This is a genomic window from Paenirhizobium daejeonense (genome assembly GCF_014280875.1).
Lineage (GTDB): Bacteria > Pseudomonadota > Alphaproteobacteria > Rhizobiales > Rhizobiaceae > Allorhizobium > Allorhizobium daejeonense.
Genome location: NZ_JACLAL010000002.1, coordinates 245907 through 264509, shown reverse-complemented (window position 1 = coordinate 264509; position 18603 = coordinate 245907). Strand labels below are relative to the sequence as shown.

The 18603-nt window shown below is 60.4% G+C and carries 18 protein-coding genes; 12 read left to right on the top strand and 6 right to left on the bottom strand.

Going from position 1 to position 18603, the window contains the following annotated elements:
• Nucleotides 1-41: 41 nt before the first annotated feature.
• Nucleotides 42-926, bottom strand: coding sequence for an SDR family oxidoreductase (locus H4I99_RS04905; protein WP_163899652.1), 885 nt, complete (start codon nucleotides 924-926; stop codon nucleotides 42-44).
• Between the two features lie 139 nt (nucleotides 927-1065).
• Between H4I99_RS04905 and H4I99_RS04900 the strand changes: the two genes are divergently transcribed.
• Entirely contained in the window at nucleotides 1066-1473 is a 408-nt protein-coding gene (locus H4I99_RS04900) for a winged helix-turn-helix transcriptional regulator (RefSeq protein ID WP_163899650.1), read from the top strand.
• Between the two features lie 9 nt (nucleotides 1474-1482).
• Here the strand turns inward: H4I99_RS04900 and H4I99_RS04895 are convergent, their stop codons facing one another.
• Both H4I99_RS04895 and H4I99_RS04890 read right to left on the bottom strand, forming a co-directional pair.
• Nucleotides 1483-2412 (bottom strand): bifunctional helix-turn-helix transcriptional regulator/GNAT family N-acetyltransferase, encoded by a 930-nt coding sequence (locus tag H4I99_RS04895; protein ID WP_163899649.1) that lies wholly within the window; start codon nucleotides 2410-2412, stop codon nucleotides 1483-1485.
• An 81-nt stretch (nucleotides 2413-2493) separates the two neighbouring features.
• On the bottom strand, nucleotides 2494-3186 hold the full coding sequence (locus tag H4I99_RS04890; RefSeq protein ID WP_163899647.1) for an aspartate/glutamate racemase family protein: 693 nt from the start codon (nucleotides 3184-3186) through the stop codon (nucleotides 2494-2496).
• Between the two features lie 160 nt (nucleotides 3187-3346).
• Here H4I99_RS04890 and H4I99_RS04885 point away from each other — a divergent pair, with 160 nt between their 5' ends.
• A complete protein-coding gene (locus H4I99_RS04885) occupies nucleotides 3347-3811 on the top strand; it encodes an Lrp/AsnC family transcriptional regulator (RefSeq protein WP_163899645.1) in 465 nt (154 codons plus the stop codon).
• Between the two features lie 47 nt (nucleotides 3812-3858).
• Here H4I99_RS04885 and H4I99_RS04880 read toward each other — a convergent pair whose 3' ends face one another.
• A complete protein-coding gene (locus H4I99_RS04880; protein WP_163899643.1) occupies nucleotides 3859-4251 on the bottom strand; it encodes a DUF4087 domain-containing protein in 393 nt (130 codons plus the stop codon).
• Nucleotides 4252-4498: 247 nt separating this feature from the next.
• Between H4I99_RS04880 and H4I99_RS04875 the strand changes: the two genes are divergently transcribed.
• On the top strand, nucleotides 4499-5137 hold the full coding sequence (locus H4I99_RS04875; RefSeq protein WP_163899641.1) for a TetR/AcrR family transcriptional regulator: 639 nt from the start codon (nucleotides 4499-4501) through the stop codon (nucleotides 5135-5137).
• A 72-nt stretch (nucleotides 5138-5209) separates the two neighbouring features.
• Nucleotides 5210-6229 carry a ketol-acid reductoisomerase gene (gene ilvC, locus H4I99_RS04870; protein WP_163899639.1) on the top strand — a complete coding sequence of 340 codons (1020 nt, stop codon included), beginning with the start codon at nucleotides 5210-5212 and terminating at the stop codon, nucleotides 6227-6229.
• Nucleotides 6230-6328: 99 nt separating this feature from the next.
• On the opposite strand, the gene H4I99_RS04865 is transcribed toward ilvC, so the two are convergent.
• Nucleotides 6329-7078: a hypothetical protein gene (locus tag H4I99_RS04865; protein ID WP_163899637.1), complete on the bottom strand. Its 750-nt coding sequence runs from the start codon at nucleotides 7076-7078 to the stop codon at nucleotides 6329-6331.
• A 251-nt stretch (nucleotides 7079-7329) separates the two neighbouring features.
• On the opposite strand from H4I99_RS04865, the gene H4I99_RS04860 reads away from it, so the two are divergent.
• Nucleotides 7330-8553, top strand: a complete 1224-nt coding sequence (locus tag H4I99_RS04860; RefSeq protein WP_163899635.1) for an aminotransferase-like domain-containing protein — start codon at nucleotides 7330-7332, stop codon at nucleotides 8551-8553.
• A gap of 56 nt (nucleotides 8554-8609) precedes the next feature.
• Here the strand turns inward: H4I99_RS04860 and H4I99_RS04855 are convergent, their stop codons facing one another.
• Nucleotides 8610-10511 carry a CASTOR/POLLUX-related putative ion channel gene (locus H4I99_RS04855; protein ID WP_163899634.1) on the bottom strand — a complete coding sequence of 634 codons (1902 nt, stop codon included), beginning with the start codon at nucleotides 10509-10511 and terminating at the stop codon, nucleotides 8610-8612.
• Between the two features lie 290 nt (nucleotides 10512-10801).
• Between H4I99_RS04855 and H4I99_RS04850 the strand changes: the two genes are divergently transcribed.
• From H4I99_RS04850 to H4I99_RS04820, 7 genes are all read left to right on the top strand, one after another.
• Nucleotides 10802-11782 (top strand): ABC transporter substrate-binding protein, encoded by a 981-nt coding sequence (locus tag H4I99_RS04850; RefSeq protein ID WP_163899632.1) that lies wholly within the window; start codon nucleotides 10802-10804, stop codon nucleotides 11780-11782.
• Nucleotides 11783-11793: 11 nt separating this feature from the next.
• Complete coding sequence (locus tag H4I99_RS04845; RefSeq protein ID WP_163899630.1) at nucleotides 11794-13488, top strand: ABC transporter permease; 1695 nt, start codon at nucleotides 11794-11796, stop codon at nucleotides 13486-13488.
• Entirely contained in the window at nucleotides 13476-14504 is a 1029-nt protein-coding gene (locus H4I99_RS04840) for an ABC transporter ATP-binding protein (protein WP_163899628.1), read from the top strand. The genes H4I99_RS04845 and H4I99_RS04840 overlap by 13 nt, the downstream gene beginning before the upstream one ends.
• 66 nt (nucleotides 14505-14570) lie before the next feature.
• Complete coding sequence (locus H4I99_RS04835) at nucleotides 14571-15560, top strand: isopenicillin N synthase family dioxygenase (RefSeq protein ID WP_163899626.1); 990 nt, start codon at nucleotides 14571-14573, stop codon at nucleotides 15558-15560.
• Nucleotides 15561-15707: 147 nt separating this feature from the next.
• On the top strand, nucleotides 15708-16817 hold the full coding sequence (locus H4I99_RS04830; protein WP_163899625.1) for an endonuclease/exonuclease/phosphatase family protein: 1110 nt from the start codon (nucleotides 15708-15710) through the stop codon (nucleotides 16815-16817).
• Entirely contained in the window at nucleotides 16814-17560 is a 747-nt protein-coding gene (locus tag H4I99_RS04825; RefSeq protein ID WP_163899623.1) for an NUDIX hydrolase, read from the top strand. The genes H4I99_RS04830 and H4I99_RS04825 overlap by 4 nt, the downstream gene beginning before the upstream one ends.
• An 80-nt stretch (nucleotides 17561-17640) precedes the next feature.
• Entirely contained in the window at nucleotides 17641-18558 is a 918-nt protein-coding gene (locus tag H4I99_RS04820) for a PhzF family protein (RefSeq protein WP_163899622.1), read from the top strand.
• Nucleotides 18559-18603 lie beyond the last annotated feature (45 nt).

The following is an 18603-nucleotide window of genomic DNA, read 5'->3' as shown; positions in this document are numbered from 1 at the left end:
GGCGTCGAGCGCCGGGCCTTTGTTGTTATTCGCCATGCGTATCAGGCGCCGAGGGCTGCCTTGTTCGCAATCAGGAAGTCCTTGAGCGAGACGAGCTTCTCGCCGGACAGCTTTGTGGCTTCATCATTGTTGATGTCGAACAGACCTTCGCGGGTGTTCGTGTCGAAGGAAACGAAGGTCGGGATGAACGGGGCGGGGACGCCGGCGCCCGCCATGCCGGCAGCGAGCTGCTCGTCGGTTACATGTACCACGGCGAGCGGGCGACCGGTGACTTCGCGGACAAGGGCCGCAATTTCTTCGGTCGTGTACGTCTTTTCGCCCGTCAGCGTGTAGATGGCGTTTTCGGAAACCGGCTTGGCAAGCGCACCGGCAATGGCCTTGGCGATGTCAGCGCGGCTGATGTGACCAATCTTGCCCTGGCCGGAAGAGGTGTACCAGCTGCCCGAGCCGAGAGCGGCCGGGAGGGCCATGAACAGGTTTTCCATGTACCAGCTGTTGCGGAAGAAGGTGTAGGGAAGGCCCGTCGCCTTGATGGCCTCTTCGGTGCCGAAATGGTCGGGAGCGAAGGTAACCTTGGAGATGTCGGGATTGGGTAGGGAGGTGTAAAAGAGGCGACCAACGCCAGCCTTCTTTGCAGCCTCGACGGCTGCCTTGTGCTGTACGAGGCGCTTGCCAGGGGTGGCCAGTTCGTCGGTGGAGACGATCAGCAGGCGGTCGATGCCCTTGAAGGCGGCTTCCAGCGATGCCGGATCGTCGAAATCGACCTTGCGGGCTTCCACGCCCTTGGCGACGAGAGCGGAGAGCTTCGACGGATCGCGGGTGCCGGCGACGATGTCGGCCGGTGCAACGCCCTGCTTGGCGATCAGGTTTTCAATGACGAGGCCGCCGAGCTTGCCGGAGGCGCCAGTGACGAGGATCTTGCTCATGGTCTTTTCCCTTTGCATTGCCGCAAGAATCTCCGCGGCGAAAATGGCGCTCTCAAAATGAGAGTAACGCTAAAATGGGAATTGACGATGGCTTGTAAAGAAGGCACTTTTTGGTGCCCACCTGATCAAGAGGAAACATATGACCATCGCGATTTCGGGATTCGAGGCCAAGATCGCCGCCTATAAGGGCGTTGATGGGCCGTCGCTTGCCGATTGTCCCGTTCGTTCTGTTATCGATCATATCGGCGGAAAATGGTCGAGCTTGGTGCTCATCCTTCTCTGGGAGCGGCCTTACCGCTTTGGTGAATTGCGGCGGCTGGTTCCTGATATCTCACAGCGAATGCTGACGCAGACCCTTCGCGAGCTGCAGCGGGACGGTTATGTCCAGCGCACGGTTTTTCCGACCAAACCGCCAAGCGTCGAATACAGGCTGACAGAGCTCGGGCAATCGCTTTTCAAGGCGCTCGCCGGTCTTCTGGAGTGGGCGGAAACGAATTTCCTTGCCGTGCGCGAGGCACGCCAGCGTTTTGATGCTGAGGGTGTCTGAGAACATCGATCAGAAATCGAGGGTCCAGGTCTGTCCATTCAGTTCCGGGCCGAAAAGTGTATGCCGTTCCTCCGAAACCAGCTTGAAACCGGCCGTCACGTAGATGTGGCGGGCGGCATGCAGGATGTCATTGGTCCAGAGCGAGATCTGCCGGTAGCCGGCGTGGCGGGCGAAATCGATGCACTGATCGACCAGCAGGCGCCCGAGGCCAAGGCCGCGCGCGGCTTCGTCGACATAGAGCAACCTCAGTTTGGCGATATCATTGCCGCCATCCATGACCAGCGCCGAACCGATGCGAACGCCGTGACGCTCGGCGATCCAGCAATAGTCGCGGGCCGGATTGAAACCGGACAGAAATCTTGCAGAAACCTCCGAGACCAACGCCTCGAATTTGTCATTCCAGCCGAATTCACGCACATAGAATTCGGACTGGGACTGGATGATCCAGCCGAGATCGCCGGGACGGTGAGGCCTGAGGATCGGCGGCGCCGAGTTGCGCTTCTCTTCATCGAGGAGGCGGGTAATCGCTGCCATGCCAGCGACCAGCGTTTCACGTTCGGACGGGCCTAGCGGTTCCAGTATCTGCGCAAGCTGGTTTCTCGATAGTTCCCCGAGTGACTCGTACTCGGCCACACCTTTCGGAGTGAGGCTGATGATCTGGCTGCGGCCGTCTTCGGGATCACGCGTCTGCTCGATAAGTTCGGCGGAACGGAAAGCCTTGATGATACGGCTGAGATAGGCTGGATCGATATGCAGGTCGCGAACGAGTTCTTTGGCCGAGGCTTGGCCGCGGGCGCCGAGTTCGTAGACGACGCGGGCTTCGGCAAGCGTGTAGTCGGCCTTGAGATATGCCCGATCCAGAATGCCGATTCGGTCGGTATAGAATCGGTTGAAGGCGCGCATCGCCTCTATGGTCGCAAGGTTTCCTCTATCCAGCATCGATTTCTCCCTTTCGATGCTGGATAGACCAATAATATGACTGTAGCAATCAGTTGTTGGACTTGGTCAACTTTATCGTATTCAGGCCGCGAGCGCGAAATCCGCGGCGGCAGAGGCATGGAGTTCGGTCGAATCGAAGCCCGGCAGGGGAAGATTGGTCGGGTCGAGGAGGAGGCAGATCTCGGTGCAGCCCAGAATGACGCTATCGGCGCCGGCCTTTTTAGCCTTTTCGATCATGGCGTTCATGGCATCGCGGGATGTATCCCTGATTTGTCCCGCGCAGAGTTCGTCGAAAATGATCGAGTGCGCGCGGATGCGGTCATCTTCATCGGGGATCAGCGGATCAAGACCGTGAGTCCGCATCCGGTCGGTGTAGAAGCCGTGCTCCATGGTGTAGCGGGTAGCGAGGAGCAGAGGGCGGCGATACCCCTTTTCCGCAATCGCCTTTGCGGTCACGTCGATGATATTGATGAGTGGAATGTTCACTGATTCAGATACGCCATTGGCGACGAGATGCATTGTGTTGGTGCAGATCAACACGCACTCCGCACCCGCCGCCTGCAGACCGCCGGCCACGTCGGAGAGATGCTTTTCAGCGAGGTCCCAGCGTCCTGCCTTCTGATAAGCGACGATCTCGGAGAAGTTGACAGAGTGCATCAGCAGATCGGCCGACGCGAGTCCGCCGACACGATCACGGACCATCTCGTTGATTAGTCGATAATAGACAGCTGAACTTTCGAAACTCATGCCGCCGATCAACCCTACACGCTTCATCTTGCTTCTCCGGAAGAAATTGTTCTTGGGATTGTGACATGCAGCCGGAGAGAACGGCTTGCAATTGTTAAGGCGGCGCCCATAGTTCGCGCATTCTGAATGCAGATTATGGTTGTTTTTTGCAGTTTTCCGGCGTTGATCCGGCAGTTTGGAGTTGTATATGCTTGATGACCGCGACCGAAAGATCCTCGACGCCCTGCAGCGTGATTCCTCCGTTCCGCTGGCCGATCTCGCCGAACTGGTCTCGCTTTCCGCTTCGGCTTGCTCCCGTCGCATCCAGCGTCTCGAGGATGCCGGATATATCCAGAAGCGGATCGCGATCCTCGACCGGGAAAAGATCGGCGTGCCAACGACCGTCTTCGCGCTGGTGAAGACGGCGCATCATTCCGATGACTGGATCGAAACGTTTCGGGGATCGATCGCGGATATTGCCGAAATCGTCGAGGCCCACAGGCTGACGGGCAGCTACGATTATCTACTGAAGATCGTTCTGCCGCAGGTCGAGCATTACGACCTGGTGTATCGCCGTCTGGTCAAACGTATAGAATTGTTCGACGTTTCCGCCTTCATCTCCATGGAGACGCTCAAGAGCGGGCAGGCGGTACCTGTCAGCTACGCCGTTTGATGCAATGTGAAGCTGACGATGCGGTCGTCAGCTTCAATCCTGTTTGCTTATTCGGGCTTCGGCAGGTTGCGGTCTGCGAGGCATGTCTTGAGCGGGAGGAGCTTGACGCCGTAGACGGCGGTAATCTTGCCCTTTGCCGAGAAGCTGGGATCGGTATTCTTTTCCGTCTCGGCCTTCACGCATCCGCAGGTGTAGCCGTAGTTGCCGTTGACGGCCACATAGTCACCGGTCGAGATGTCCGGGAAGTTCTCCATGCCAAGCGGCTCGTCATCCATGCCCTGCGTGGTGATGATCCAGGTGCCGTCGCGGTCGTCCAGCCAGTTGTTGCCGGGCGTCGGGTTCTGGATCCAGCCGCAACGGTTTTCTGGCGCTGCAGCCGAGGGGGATGCGGCAAGCAGGGAGGCGGAGGCAAGGAGCAGGGCGGCAACGCGCAGCGACATCGAAGGCTATCCTCTTGATCGGGTGATTTGGTTACGAGCCTTATCCCGCCGCATTGATCCGACCAAACGCCAAAACTGGCATCAATGAATATTTCGATGTTCGAGCAATGCGTTGAAAGCCGTTGGGTCCGATGATGCGGAGGGCAGAAGGGCCTTCTTCTTCTCGTCATTCTGCACATGGCACTTGACCGCGGATTTTTTTGCCGGTAGGGAGAACCGTACCGTACGGTACTTGAGGATCACTATCTTGCAGACCGAAACCGCCACCGCCGAATTTACGCCGCGCCAGAGCGCTGTTCTGGCGGAAGCGTTGCGTCTGCTCGTCGAAGGCGGGGACAAGGCGCTGACCACCGCCGGGCTCGCGCGCGCCGCGAACTGCTCCAAGGAAAGCCTGTACAAGTGGTTCGGCGATCGAGACGGGCTATTGTCGGCCATGATCTCCTATCAGGCGAGCAAGGTCAGGACAGTCGAGCGGCCGGGTGAACGCCTGAGTGCAGCGAGCCTCAAGGAACATCTCGACGTTTTCTCTCACGATCTGCTCGAGGTTCTCGCGGGCGATGTTTCGCTGGCGCTCAACCGTCTGGCGATTGGCCAGAGCAGCCGCGACGGATCGAAGCTCGGCACGCTGCTTCTTGAGCGCGGCCGCCGGCAGATCGACCGGCGTGCACGGGCATTGCTCGACGCCGGCCAGCGCGACGGTCTTCTGCGCTTTTCCGATGGCGAGGAAGCTTATCGCACGTTTTACGGGCTGATCGTCTCGGACCTGCATGTGCGTATGCTGCTGGGAGAAGCGCCCAATACGAAAAATTTCGCTGCCCGGGCGGAAAAGGCTGTTCATGCCTTTCTGACGCTCTACGGCACTGAAAAAGCATTGGCGGGGTCGTAGGGGCTCTGCCCACCACGGTTCGCCGACAACTGATACCCATCACAACCGACAAGCATAGGGAAGGAAAATACGATGCGCGTTTATTACGATCGTGATGCCGACTTGAACCTCATCAAGGCCAAGAAGGTCGCCATCATCGGCTACGGCTCCCAGGGCCGTGCACACGCCCTCAACCTGAAGGACAGCGGTGCGCAGAACGTCGCCATCGCTCTGAAGGCCGGCTCCGCAACCGCCAAAAAGGCCGAAGCTGACGGCTTCAAGGTTATGACCGTTGCCGAAGCTGCAGCCTGGGCCGACTTGATGATGATGGCGACCCCGGACGAACTTCAGGCCGATATCTACAAGGCCGACATCGCTCCGAACATCCGTGATGGCGCTGCCATCGCTTTCGCCCACGGCCTCAACGTTCATTTCGGCCTGATCGAGCCGAAGGCTTCGGTCGACGTCGTCATGATCGCGCCGAAGGGCCCGGGCCACACCGTTCGCGGCGAATACCAGAAGGGCGGCGGCGTTCCCTGCCTCGTTGCCATCCACCAGAACGCTTCCGGCAACGCGCTTGAACTCGCTCTCTCCTACGCCTGCGGCGTTGGCGGCGGCCGTTCGGGCATCATCGAAACCTCGTTCAAGGAAGAGTGCGAAACCGACCTCTTCGGCGAACAGGTCGTTCTCTGCGGCGGTCTCGTCGAGCTCATCCGCGCTGGCTTCGAAACGCTGGTCGAAGGCGGTTACGCTCCGGAAATGGCCTATTTCGAGTGCCTGCACGAAGTGAAGCTGATCGTCGACCTGATCTATGAAGGCGGCATCGCCAACATGAACTACTCGATCTCCAACACGGCCGAGTGGGGCGAATACGTCACCGGTCCGCGCATCATCACTGCCGAAACCAAGGCTGAAATGAAGCGCGTTCTGCACGACATCCAGACCGGCAAGTTCACCTCGGACTGGATGCAGGAATACCGCGCAGGCGCCGCTCGCTTCAAGGGTATCCGCCGCCTGAACGACAGCCACCAGATCGAGGAAGTCGGCACGAAGCTCCGCGCCATGATGCCCTGGATCGGCAAGAACAAGCTGGTCGACAAGGACCGCAACTAATCTCCGTCATCCTGGCGCGCGTCTTGTGCGTCATCGGATCGGAAAAGCCAGCATATCCGGGCCGGGGAGGTGACTTCCCCGGCCTTTTTCTTTGGCTGCTCAGCAGCCGCTTTCGGCGCGGATCGACTTGATGAAGGCGCGGCCATCGCGGCGTGTGGTGGTGACGGTGGCGCGGCCGTCGCAGACCCTCTCGCCATCGCGAAACCGGTAGCGGACGAGGAACCTGTCGTCGGCAAGGGCGTGGACGTCATGCAATTCCAGCGGCTCATCGAGATTGCCGTAGAACCGCGAAAGCGAACCGGGAGACAGCAGGCCTTTCTCCGTCTTTTCGGGAATGATGAAGCGCGCGGCCAGCATGCCGTCGCCCGTTTCCAGCGCCTTGTAAAAGGCCTCGACCGTGGTTGCTGCGGTACCGTAGTTCTTGGTGGGGTCACCCTGCGGTTCGATGGCTGTTACCCAGGCGACGAGCGGGCGGTGGTGATGGCCGGTCATGGCGGGCATTGGGTCCTTGAGGATGACGTGCACGCGGCTGTCGCGTAATGTCCTCATATCCGCGCTGGTCTCGTCGGTCGGGACAAGCTGTACTTCGTCAAAACGGAGCTTGGGATCGGCGAAGTCGACGTCTCCCATGAGGCAGATGTTGTCATCCAGCTTCAGGATATAGCCGGGTTCGGGCGTATCGCCCTTCTGCACATCCTCGAAGTTCGGCGGTCCCGGAAAGATGTGGTGGGTCAGCACGCCGCTGAGGCTAGACGGCTGTCCCTTGGCGATGTCGAAACAGCCGGCAAAGGCAGATGCGGGCAACAATGGTGCGGCCATCAGGATGAAAATCGAAAGCCTTTTCCGCATCTCTTTCCCCCGTGTTGCACCGTCGCTTTTCTAGCATCTTTGCAGCGAGATCGCATCCGCTGCCAAAAGACGTAGTACACGACTGAAATCGACGTAATCTTGCCTCAGGGATACGTCGAGCGAATGATTGTTGCTCTGTACGTACCCATTTTTCCGGAAAAGTTTCAAAATACGATAGGTCAGCATTATTGACATATCGAGCCATCCATGGTCATCTGAGCGCATTCTAAAAACACTTCGAGGAAACTCCCGTGCTGAATTGGGACCATATCTTCGCGACGCGTTCGTCGCGCATGCGTGCATCCGAAATCCGAGAATTGCTGAAGCTTCTTGAGCGCCCGGACATCATCTCGTTCGCCGGCGGAATTCCCGATCCTGCACTTTTCCCCGACGAAGCCTTCAAGGCGGCCTATGCCGATATCTTCTCAGGCCCAGAAGCAGCGGTAGCGCTTCAGTATTCGGTGAGCGAGGGCTACAAGCCGTTGCGCGAGTGGCTGAAGGGCGAGATGGAAAAGCTCGGGGTCGCCTGTACGGTCGACAACATCTTCATCACCTCCGGTTCGCAGCAGGCTCTCGATTATCTCGGCAAGCTGTTTCTGTCGCCGAAGGATACCGCGCTGGTGAACTGGCCGACCTATCTTGGCGCGCTGCAGGCCTTCAATGCCTATGAGCCGAATTACGATCAACTGACCTTCGGCAACCGGACGCCGGAGAGCTACAGGGCGGCTGCGGAAAACCTCGGCGGCGAGGTGAAGTTCGCCTATCTCTCCGCCGATTTCGCCAATCCCACCGGCGAGACCGTCGACCTTGACGGACGCCGCCGCCTGCTCAAGCTGGCGGATGAACTGGACATTGCCATCATCGAAGACGCGGCCTATCAATCGCTGCGCTATGACGGCGAGGCGATCCCGCCGATTATGGCGCTGGAGATCGCGGAGAAGGGCTCAATTGAGAACACCCGCACGATCTACAGCGGCTCCTTCTCCAAGACGCTGGCGCCGGGTCTTCGGGTCGGCTTCGTTGTCGCGGCCATGCCGGTTATCCGCAAGCTCGTGCTGATGAAGCAGGCAGCCGACCTGCATTCGTCCACCATCAACCAGATGGCCATCGCCCATGTCGCGACACGGCATTTCGACCAGCAGGTTACCAAGATCAGGGCCGCCTACAGCGAGCGGCGCAATGCCATGCTGGCGGCTTTGGAGAAGTATATGCCGGCCGGCACGGTCTGGACGCGGCCGGAAGGCGGCATGTTCGTCTGGGTGACGCTGCCGGAAGGGCTGGATGGCGGAGAACTTCTCGCCCGTTCCGTCGAAACGGAAAAGGTGGCCTTCGTACCGGGCCAAGCCTTCTTTGCCGACCGTTCCGGAGCCAACACGCTGCGGCTTTCCTTCTCCTGCGCCAACGAGGAGATGATCGACGAAGGCATCAAGCGCCTTGGTCGTCTGGTCAGCGGCGCGCTGGCGATGGCGGCCTGAACTCGTTCAAATCGCTGAAAGAAAAAGCCCGGCGGAAGCCGGGCTTTTTCGTTGCGTCAATCCGCGGCGAGCACGATCACCATGTCTCGGGCCGAGTAGGTGATCCTCTCGGATCTCAAGGGATTGACGGTGACGCCGCCGAGCTTGCGGGCGTCGGCATCATCCTCGCGCTGTCGGCGATAGCCGATGGCGATCTCGCCACGCCGCAGGGCTGCCAGGCTGATGGTGAAGAAGTTGGCCGGCTGGTTGATCGACACGTAATCGGTGACCGGGCGCATGTAGATTTCCGAGCCCTTCTCATCCAGCAGCTCGTTGAAGATCGCCGCCATGAACTCGTTTTCCGAGGCCTGCGCCAGCATCAGGCTGACGAGCTTGTTACTGACGACGAAATCGTCGGCGCGGGTGACTTCGGCAAGCTGGCGGTTGCGGATGTCGATCATCTCGCTGACGACGCTGACGCGTTTGCCGGAACGCTCGGCAATGCGGCGCAGCTGGAGAAGTGTAATGAGGGTACGAGTATCGGCGCCCTGTGCCGAAAGGTCGTCGCTGTAGCCGAGAACCAGTACGTGGTCGAAGGAGGGGATAGCCAGGGCGTCGAGGGAGGTCCGGTCGCTGGTGTCGACTACACGGCATTCGACCGTCATTACGGTAGGATCGATGTCGAGATTGCCGACATCCCTGTCGAAGGCCGCGGAGTTGGCGGCGATCGTGAGATGAGAGCCGGGAGCGACATAGCGGGCGAGTTCCGAGGCGATGATCGGACCGCGACGGTTCCAGCCGAGGACCAGCGTGCGTTCCGGCTGACGTTCGCGCTTGGCCGCTGGGCGGATCGTTTCCTTGGCGATCTCCAGGTTGCCGTTCCATATACGGATCGAGGCGTCGTCCTCGGCAATGATGATCGCGCGGTCGCCCTGTTCGAAAACCCTTGCTGGCGGCGGATTGAGAATGACGGTACCGGATGCATCGCATATGCCGATCAGCGAGCAGTTTTCGTAGCTCATCACGGCAGCGCCAAAGGGCTTGCCGGTCAGTTCCGGCTGCTCGAGCGTATAGATCTCGCAACCGTCGAAATCGAGCAGTTCGGAATATACGGCGGAGAGACCGGACTGGCGACTCGTGTGGACGACGATGCGGGAGATGAGGTCGTCGGCGAGAACGAGCTGCAGTTCGTGGCCGCCGACGATGCGGGCGACTTCGGCATTGCGGCCGTCGCGGATCTCGGCGGCGATCTTGTAGGGTTCGATCCGACGTTTGGGATCGTTGACCAGGGCAAGCACCGACTTGACCACACGGGAATCGGCATCCTCGCCTTCCGGCGACAGGACGATAATCGAGCGGGAGGTCTGGGCGTTGACAATGTCGAGATCGTAGAGGTCGGTCGGATCGCCGCTGCGGCAGATGATCCTTGTGTTCTTCAGGTCTTCGACCTTGGTGGCGATTTCGTCTTCCATCTCCACCTTGTCCTTGTCGGCCATGATGACGATGCGTGGTTTCCTGCGGCTCTGGTTGGCGATCACCAGCTCGTTGATGACGTCGAAGATGGAAGGGGACCAGTTGAGAATGATGGTGTGATCGGTCTCCAGCACGCGGGAGCGCCCCTTGCGCAGCTCGCTTAGCTTGTCCTCAAGGCCGGAAGAGATGACGCCGATCAAGGCTGAGAAGACGAAGATGCCGATGACGGTGACGACGAGCGACACCATGCGAAAGCCCCATCCCATGTCGCCGCCCATGGTGCCGGCGTCCATGGTGCGCATCAGGGATTCCCATACGCCTTCGAGGAAGCCGACGGGTTCGCCGCCTTCCGGCGCGATGCCCGAGATCGCCAGGAATATGCCGGCGAGAATGATGACGACCAGCGAAATGAGGGTCAGCCAGCCGATCAGCGCGATCGCTCCGCCAGCCATGCTCTTGTCGAATTCGTAGCGCAACCGCGCGCGCCAGTGACTGCGGGTCTTCATGTCTCTTACCATTCTCCGTCGGATGATTTTTTCGCCATCGCAGGATTTGGGTGGGCCTGCAACGCCCAACTCCGGTCGAACGCCATTGAACCCATAAAAGTCTCAAAAAATTGGTATATTCGCTGGTTGTTGATACGGTTTTAATGCCGGGTGCTAGGGCGATTGGACGAAGGTGTTTGAGGGTGGCTGGAAGACCGCCCTCGTTTTTGTCGGGAAAGAAAGGTCGGTGTCATGCCGGTGTTATACGGCGGCACTAATGAGCGGCGTCTCATACCTGCGAGGACGTTCCGATGAAAACTCTGCTTTCCGCTTTCACTACGCTTGCCGCTTTCGGTTTCATGACTGTTTCGGTCGATGCCGCCAATCTGGTGCTCTACACCAGCCAGCCGAACGAAGATGCGCAGGCGACGGTCGATGGATTCATGGCCGCCAATCCCGATGTGAAGGTCGACTGGGTCCGCGACGGCACGCCGAAGATCATGGCGAAGCTTATGGCCGAAATCGAAGCGGGCAACCCGGTTGCGGACGTGCTTCTGATCGCCGACACCGTCACGCTCGAGCGCATGAAGCAGAACGGCCAGCTTCTGGCCTACAAGTCGCCGGAAGCAGTCAACTACGACGCTACCCTTTATGACGCCGACGGCTTCTACTATTCCACCAAGCTCATCACCACCGGCATCATGTACAACACTGCCGCTACGATGAAGCCGACGAGCTGGAAGGATCTTGCCAAGCCGGAAGCCAGGGGCCTCGTGACCATGCCGAGCCCGCTGACCTCCGGTGCAGCCCTCATCCACGCCCAGACGCTGGCCGGCGTTTCGTCGCTCGGTTGGGATTACTACAAGGAACTTCAGGCAAACGGCGCCATCGCTTCCGGCGGTAACGGCGCCGTGCTGAAGTCCGTCGCATCGGGTGAGAAGGCTTACGGCGTCGTGGTCGACTACATGCCGATCCGCGAAAAGGCCAAGGGCGCTCCGGTCGAGTTCGTTTTCCCGGAAGAAGGCGTTTCCGCCGTCACCGAGCCGGTCGGCATTCTCGCGTCCACCAAGAATGCCGAAGCCGCGAAGAAGTTCGTCGACTATGTGCTTTCCGAAAAGGGGCAGGAAGGCTTCCTGAAGCTCGGTTACATCCCGGCTCGCAACGGCATGGCCGTTCCCGCCGGTTTCCCGGCCCGCGATACCATCAAGGTTCTCCCGATCGACGCCGCTGCCGCGCTCAAGGCAACCGAGGAAGACCTGAAGACCTTCTCCGGTATCTTCGGCACCAACTGATCGAAGGGCTCATGCCGCGTCTTCCCGCCAATGCGAACAGCCAGCCCCGCTGGCTGTTTCCGTTTGTCACGGCCGTAGTCGCCGGCCTTTGCGTGCTGCCGCTCGCAAGGCTGGTGATGGCTGGCATTTCCTCTATCCTCAACGGCAAGGCGCTGGAGCTTCTTGCCGATCCGGCGATCTGGACCGCGGCGCGGAATACGCTGACGACGTCCGTCCTCGGCATGATCGTGGCGGTCGCCATCGGTGGCCTTTTTGCGCTGGCGCTGACGCTTGCCGATATTCGCGGCAAATGGCTCCTGAGCTTCCTTTTCATGTTGCCGACGATGATCCCGCCGCAGGTGACGGCGCTTTCCTGGGTGGGCATGACGGGACCTTCCAGTCCGCTCCTGAAGGCGCTCGGTCTTGCGCCGCCGCTCGGCAGTTCCCAGCCGCTCTATTCGATTGCCGGTATTGCCCTGCTTTACGGGGTGCAGCATTCGCCGCTCGTCTTCCTGTCGCTGCGCGCCGGGCTGCTCGCTTTGCCGCGTGACGGCATCGAGGCGGCGAAGCTCTCCGGCGCTTCGCCGTGGCAGGTGTTGAAGGACATCATCCTGCCCTTGTCGCTGCCGGGGCTGATTGCCGGCGCGGCCATGGCGTTTGTTTCCGGTGTCGGCAATTTCGGCATTCCGGCCATTCTCGGCATTCCCGCCTCGATCTATACGCTTCCGACACTGGTCTATGCCCGGTTCGCCAGTTTCGGCACCAGCACCTTCGGTGACATCGCCATTCTCTCCGGCATGATTGCGGTGATGGCGGTGGTCGGGTTGCAGGTGCAGGAATGGGCGCTGAAGGGCAGGGACTATCGCGTCATCGGGCTTTCGGGCGCATCCGCCACCTTCCGGCTGGGTGCCCTGCGTCTGCCGGTCGAATTCCTCTTGTGGCTCCTGCTTTTCGCGATCCTGATCGCACCGTTCATCGCGCTCGTCTCCGCTTCGCTGGTGCCGGCCTATGGCGTGGCGCTGTCGTTCAAGACGGCGTCCTTCGCGGCCTATGAGGAAATACTGTTCCGCCAGAAGGTGACGCGCACGGCCTTCGCCAACTCCATTTTCCTGGCCTCGGCGACCGCCTTCGGACTTCTGGTGATCGGGGTGCTGACGGGTTATGCGCTGACGCGAGGCGGTAAGCGGCTTTCGGCTGCGCTTTCGGCGATGATCGAAATCCCCTATGCACTGCCGGGCATCGTTATCTCGGTCGCCTTCATTCTCGTCTTTGCCGCGCCCCTGCCGCTTCTCGGCGTCACCATCTACGGCACGATCTGGATCATTCTCGCGGCCTATTTCTCCAGCTTTTTTGCCGTGGGGCTGAAGCCCGTGGTGAGTGCGCTGCGCCAGCTCGATCCCGCGCTCGAAGAGGCGGCGCGGCTGTCGGGAGCGGGATTTTGGCGGCGGCTCACTGATATCATCGTGCCGCTGATCGCGCCGGCGGCGGGCGCTTCCGTCATCCTCGTTTTCCTGATCGCCTGCAACGAACTCACGGTCTCGGCGCTTCTCTGGTCGGCGGGCACACAGACGCTCGGCGTGGCGATCTACAATCTCGATGACAGCGGTTCCTATGACCTCGCCTCGGCGCTCTCTGTGCTGGTCGTGGCGATGGTCGTGGTTCTTATGCTGCTGCTCGAACTGATGGCGGCCCGGCTGCCGAAGGGAGTCGTTCCTTGGCGAAACTGACACTGCACAAGCTCTGCAAGGATTATGGCACCGGCAGGCCCGTCGTGAACGACGTATCGCTGGAGATCCGCGACGGTGGTTTCCTGGCGCTGCTCGGGCCATCCGGTTGCGGCAAGACGACCGTGCTGAGGATGATTGCCGGCTTCGAAACGCCGAGCGACGGTTCAATTCTTCTCGGAGACCGGGTGCTCTCAGATGCGTCCGGGGCGGTGCCGCCGGAGCGGCGCAACATGGCGATGGTGTTCCAGTCTTACGCACTCTGGCCGCACATGACGGTTGCGGCCAATGTCGGTTATCCGCTGAAGGTGCGCGGCATATCCGGCGAGCGCTACCGTGAGAAGGTCGGCGAGGCGCTGAAGGCGGTTCGCCTGGAGCAATATGCCGAGCGGCGTCCTGCGGATCTTTCCGGCGGCCAACGCCAGCGGGTGGCGCTGGCGCGCAGTCTGGTGACGGATCCGGATGTGGTGCTGCTCGACGAGCCACTCGCCAATCTCGACCGCCATCTGCGTCAGGAGATGGAAGAGACCTTCCGCGAGTTTCATGCGCGCTCCGGCGCGACCATGGTTTATGTCACGCACGACCAGGCCGAGGCGATGGCGCTGGCCACCGATGTCGCGGTCATGTCCGAAGGCAGGCTGTTGCAGGTGGCGCCACCGGCCGAAATCTATGCGCGCCCCGAAGGACGGCTGGTGGGTTCGCTGATTGGGCAGGGCGCAATTGTCAGCCTGCCGCTTGCCGGCGAAGGCGAGCGTGCGCTCGACTGGTCCATGATGGCGGGCGCCTTCGAGCGAGAGGCCGATTCGCGCCCGGCTGCCGAGGTGCTGGTGCGTCCGCAGGACGTCATCGTCGGCGGGGAAGGCGTTGCCGCGACGGTTGCAGGTGTCCTCTACGAGGGCGAACGTTATGCACTGCGGCTGACCCTCACAGACGGCCAGTGCCTGCGGGCCTACAGCCGCCAGCCGGCCCGGGTCGGCGAGGTGTTGCGCGTGATGCTACAGGCGGGGTGGCGTCTTTGAACCATTGCGCAACGCCATGTGCTGGTGTTCTCTTGCCGCCCACAAAGGCAGATAAGGAGAACAGGCATGGCGGATTTCCCGATATTCGATCTTGGCGCATTCGAGCGCGCAACGCCGGAGGAGAAGACGCGCCTTGGCGAAACGGTGGACGAGATCTGCCGCAAGACCGGATTTCTGGCGATCGCGGAGCACAGCGTTCCGACGGACGTGATCGAAGCTGTCTGGCAGTCGGCAAGAGCCTTCTTCGACCTGTCGCCAGAAGAAAAGAACGCGGCGCGCGCACCCTTTCCGGGTTATCCCTATGGCTATCTCGGGCCTGGTACAGAGGCGCTGGCGAAGTCAAAAAACGTCGATACGCCGCCGGACCTGAAGGAAAGCTTCAACGGTGGTCCGCTTGCCGTTCCGGCAGGCATGACCGACGGCGAAGCGCTGTCCTTCTGCTATGCTCAAACCATCTGGCCTGCGGGACCGGAAGGGTTCGCGGATGCGTGGAAGGCCTATTACCGGGCTATGGAGGATCTGGCGCGGCGCATCATGCGGGTTTTCGCGGTTGCCCTGAAACTCCCGGAGGATTTCTTCGAGGGCTTCATAGATCAGCCGATCAGCGCCTTGCGGGCGCTGAACTATCCCGCCCAGACGGTCGCTCCCCAGCCGGGACAGCTCAGGGCCGGTGCGCATACGGATTACGGATCGCTGACGATCCTGCTTCCCGAACCCGGTTCCCGCGGGCTGGAGATTCTTTCGCCGGAGGGAGACTGGGTCTCGGTGCCGCCGGTGCCTGGCGCCTTCGTCATCAACATCGGCGACCTGATGTCACTGTGGACCAACGACCGCTGGGTCTCGACGCTGCACCGGGTGGTCAATCCGCCGCCGGAGGAGGGTGGCATGGACCGACGGCAGTCGCTCGCATTCTTCCATCAGCCGAACTGGTTTGCCGAGATCCGCTGCCTCGATACCTGTCTTTCGCCGGGAGACGAGCCGCGTTACCAGCCAGTGCTTTCAGGACCTTACCTGATGGGCAAGTTCAAGGCGACAGTGACCGCCAAGGCAAGCTGAGGCCCCGGTTTCTTCGCCCTTTTCCCACAGGGGGTGGTTTGGGCGTGAAGGTGACCCGATTCTGGTTTAAACGTTTCTGGAGCCCGGATGGCGGTGGCGGATTTCGTCGCCGTCCGATCCTGGCAGTCGATACCGACGGAACGTTTCATGGCGCTTAGACTTTCGACCTTCAACATCGAGAACCTGATTACCCGGTTCGATTTCAGCGGTTTCCGCAACCAGTTGCGACAGGATCGCGTGCTGAAGCTGTTCGAAATGCGCAACGAGCAGGACTATCAGCGGCTCGAGGCGGCGCGCGTGGTGGCATCGACCGACGATACCCGCCAGCTCTCGGCGCTGGCGATTGCCGATGCGGATGCCGACATTCTCTGCCTGCAGGAGGTCGACAACATGGCCGCCCTGCAGAACTTCGAATACGGCTATCTCTTCCGGATGATGGGCGCCGGCTACCGGCACAAATATCTCGTTGAGGGCAATGACAGCCGCGGCATCGATGTCGGCGTGATGATGCGCGAGCAGACCCGCGACGGCGAGACCATTTCCGTTGCCGACATCAAGAGCCATGCGGCGCTGACCTATGACGATCTCGGACTCTTCACACCCGCGGTCGCAAATTATGCAAAGCCCGACGACCGGATCTTCAAGCGTGACTGCCTTGAACTCGATCTCATGGTCGGGGGTAAGCCCTTCACGCTCTATGTCGTCCACTTCAAGTCGATGACCAACGGTCGCGACGGTATGGATGGGCGCACGTCGACGATGCCGGTCCGCGAGGCGGAAACGAAGGCGGTGCGCCACATCATCGAGCAGCGTTTCGGCAAGGGGCAGACGGCCGACAAGAATTTCGCCATATGCGGCGACATGAACGACTATCAGGAGCGGGTGGACGTGATCGGCGACCGGCGGACCGGCTATCGCTTCGAATACCGCGAAACGAGGCCGAGCGCGCTCGACGTTTTTTCTGCCGATGGGTTTGCCGAAAATGTGATGCTGCGGCGCGAACCGCTTGACCGCTGGACGCTTTATCATGCGCGTGGGCCGGCTGAGCAGCACCTTTGCCAGCTCGACTATATCTGGCTGTCGCCGGCAATGGCTGCCGCCAATCCGGGCAAAAGCCCCGATATCATCCGTGCCGGCCAGCCGTTCCGAACGGTGTTTCCACCGGGGCAGGATGTCGAGCGTTATCCGCGCGTCGGCTGGGACCGGCCGAAGGCTTCCGATCATTGCCCAATTGTCATTTCACTGGATATTCCATGAACGATCTTCCCTTGCGCGACCAGACAGGATTGCCGGATAACGGTCGCGTCTTCCCGGTGAAGGACATCAGTCTTCGGGTTCTCGAAGGCGAGCATCCGTTCCACCGGGCCGAGAAGGAGGCAGCGGAAGAAAATTGGGAGCGGGAGATCGCCGCCAACCCGGCGCTGTTCAATGGTGACCTCGTCTTTCAGAACCGGCTGACCTTTCGCGATAACGTCGTGGAGGGCGAAGCCTTCGTGGTTCCTTATTCCACCTTCATGTGGTGGCGTCGCCAGCCGCAGGATCATGTGCGGGGCGGATATCACGCCTTCTGCTTTCCGGTCATCATTTCCTCCGACGATGCGCTGATCGCGGTGAAGATGGGGGCGCATACGGCCAATGCCGGACAGGTCTATTTCGCTGCCGGCTCGCTCGACCGGAGCGATATCGTCGACGGGCAATGCGATCTCACCGGCAATATGCGGCGTGAAGTGCTGGAGGAGACGGGCCTTGATCTCAATGAGGCCGTACTCGAGGGCGGTCTCTTCGGCAGCTATCGCAATCGGCGTCTTACCATCCTGCAACGCTACCGATTCGACAGGCCGGCGGACGAACTGCTCGAACGCATCGCGGCGCATATGCTGGTGGATGAGGAAAAGGAGATTGCCGGAGCAGTCGCCATCCGCTCGCCCGATCCGAACGTCCATCCCTATAATGCGGCTATGCCGCCGGTTTTGGAGTGGTTCTTCACCGGTAAGGGTTAGTCGTTCTGCTTGCTTGCACCCGGCGGCAAGGTCGGGCAGTCTCCCGGGTTCCAAATGCAGGCAGAGGCGGGAGATTTCCCTTGGCACGACCCTATTCGATCTACGACGTTTTCACCAACCGGAAGCTGGCCGGAAATCCTCTGGCCGTCGTCTTCGATGCCGATGATCTGAGCAATGAGACGATGCAGTCAATCGCGGCGGAGATGAACCTGTCGGAGACGGTATTCGTCACGAAGGCGTCGAACGGGTCGCACGCCGCAAAGGTGCGCATCTTCACGCCTGTGCGTGAGTTGCCTTTCGCAGGCCATCCGACCGTTGGTACCGCGATCGCGCTCGCTGAACGCGCCTATGGGAACGAAGGCGGCAATCTGGATCTCGTGTCGGTGCTGGAAGAGAATGTCGGACCGGTGCGCTGTGCTGTGCGGTTGAGGGAGGCAGAAGCGAGCTTTGCGGAGTTCGATCTGCCCAAGATTTCCATGCGCTATGAGTTGGCGCTGGACCGACAGGGGATTGCTGATGCGTTATCTCTGAAAATTACCGAACTCGGTTTCGAGAATCACGTTCCCTCTGTCTGGAGCGCTGGCGTTCCATTCCTCCTGGTGCCCGTGCACAATCTCAGCGCCGTTGAGCGGGTCGATTTCGATCCGCAGCTTTGGGAGCGGACGGCACCTCTTTGTGAGGGGGGGCTGACCTCGGCCTATGTCTATTGTCGCAGTGGCGTGAATCACGGCGCGAAGTTCCATGCGCGGATGTTTTCGCCCGACCTGGGCATTTCCGAGGATCCCGCAACCGGTTCCGCAGTTGCGGCGCTTTCGGGAGCCATACGTCATTTCGATGCGCTGCCGGACGGCCATCATCCGATGATGGTGGAGCAGGGTGTGGAGATGGGGCGTCCGTCCTATATTCACCTGCATATCGACGCCAAGGATGGCGAGATTTCCAGGGCTCGCATCGGTGGACAAGCCGTGCGTTTTGCGAGCGGTGTTCTAGATGTTTGAAAAAATAAGATAATTTCTCATTTTTTATTTTTTTTGACAAAAGAA

Bases quoted from the DNA above. Each gene is read 5' to 3' on its own strand.
- H4I99_RS04830 (WP_163899625.1), top strand. From the start codon at position 15,708: ATGGCGCTTAGACTTTCGACCTTCAACATCGAGAACCTGATTACCCGG.
- H4I99_RS04855 (WP_163899634.1), bottom strand. From the start codon at position 10,511: ATGAAGACCCGCAGTCACTGGCGCGCGCGGTTGCGCTACGAATTCGAC.
- H4I99_RS04885 (WP_163899645.1), top strand. From the start codon at position 3,347: ATGCTTGATGACCGCGACCGAAAGATCCTCGACGCCCTGCAGCGTGAT.
- H4I99_RS04880 (WP_163899643.1), bottom strand. From the start codon at position 4,251: ATGTCGCTGCGCGTTGCCGCCCTGCTCCTTGCCTCCGCCTCCCTGCTT.
- H4I99_RS04825 (WP_163899623.1), top strand. From the start codon at position 16,814: ATGAACGATCTTCCCTTGCGCGACCAGACAGGATTGCCGGATAACGGT.
- H4I99_RS04900 (WP_163899650.1), top strand. From the start codon at position 1,066: ATGACCATCGCGATTTCGGGATTCGAGGCCAAGATCGCCGCCTATAAG.
- H4I99_RS04890 (WP_163899647.1), bottom strand. From the start codon at position 3,186: ATGAAGCGTGTAGGGTTGATCGGCGGCATGAGTTTCGAAAGTTCAGCT.
- H4I99_RS04845 (WP_163899630.1), top strand. From the start codon at position 11,794: ATGCCGCGTCTTCCCGCCAATGCGAACAGCCAGCCCCGCTGGCTGTTT.
- H4I99_RS04865 (WP_163899637.1), bottom strand. From the start codon at position 7,078: ATGCGGAAAAGGCTTTCGATTTTCATCCTGATGGCCGCACCATTGTTG.
- H4I99_RS04895 (WP_163899649.1), bottom strand. From the start codon at position 2,412: ATGCTGGATAGAGGAAACCTTGCGACCATAGAGGCGATGCGCGCCTTC.
- H4I99_RS04850 (WP_163899632.1), top strand. From the start codon at position 10,802: ATGAAAACTCTGCTTTCCGCTTTCACTACGCTTGCCGCTTTCGGTTTC.
- ilvC (WP_163899639.1), top strand. From the start codon at position 5,210: ATGCGCGTTTATTACGATCGTGATGCCGACTTGAACCTCATCAAGGCC.
- H4I99_RS04835 (WP_163899626.1), top strand. From the start codon at position 14,571: ATGGCGGATTTCCCGATATTCGATCTTGGCGCATTCGAGCGCGCAACG.
- H4I99_RS04905 (WP_163899652.1), bottom strand. From the start codon at position 926: ATGAGCAAGATCCTCGTCACTGGCGCCTCCGGCAAGCTCGGCGGCCTC.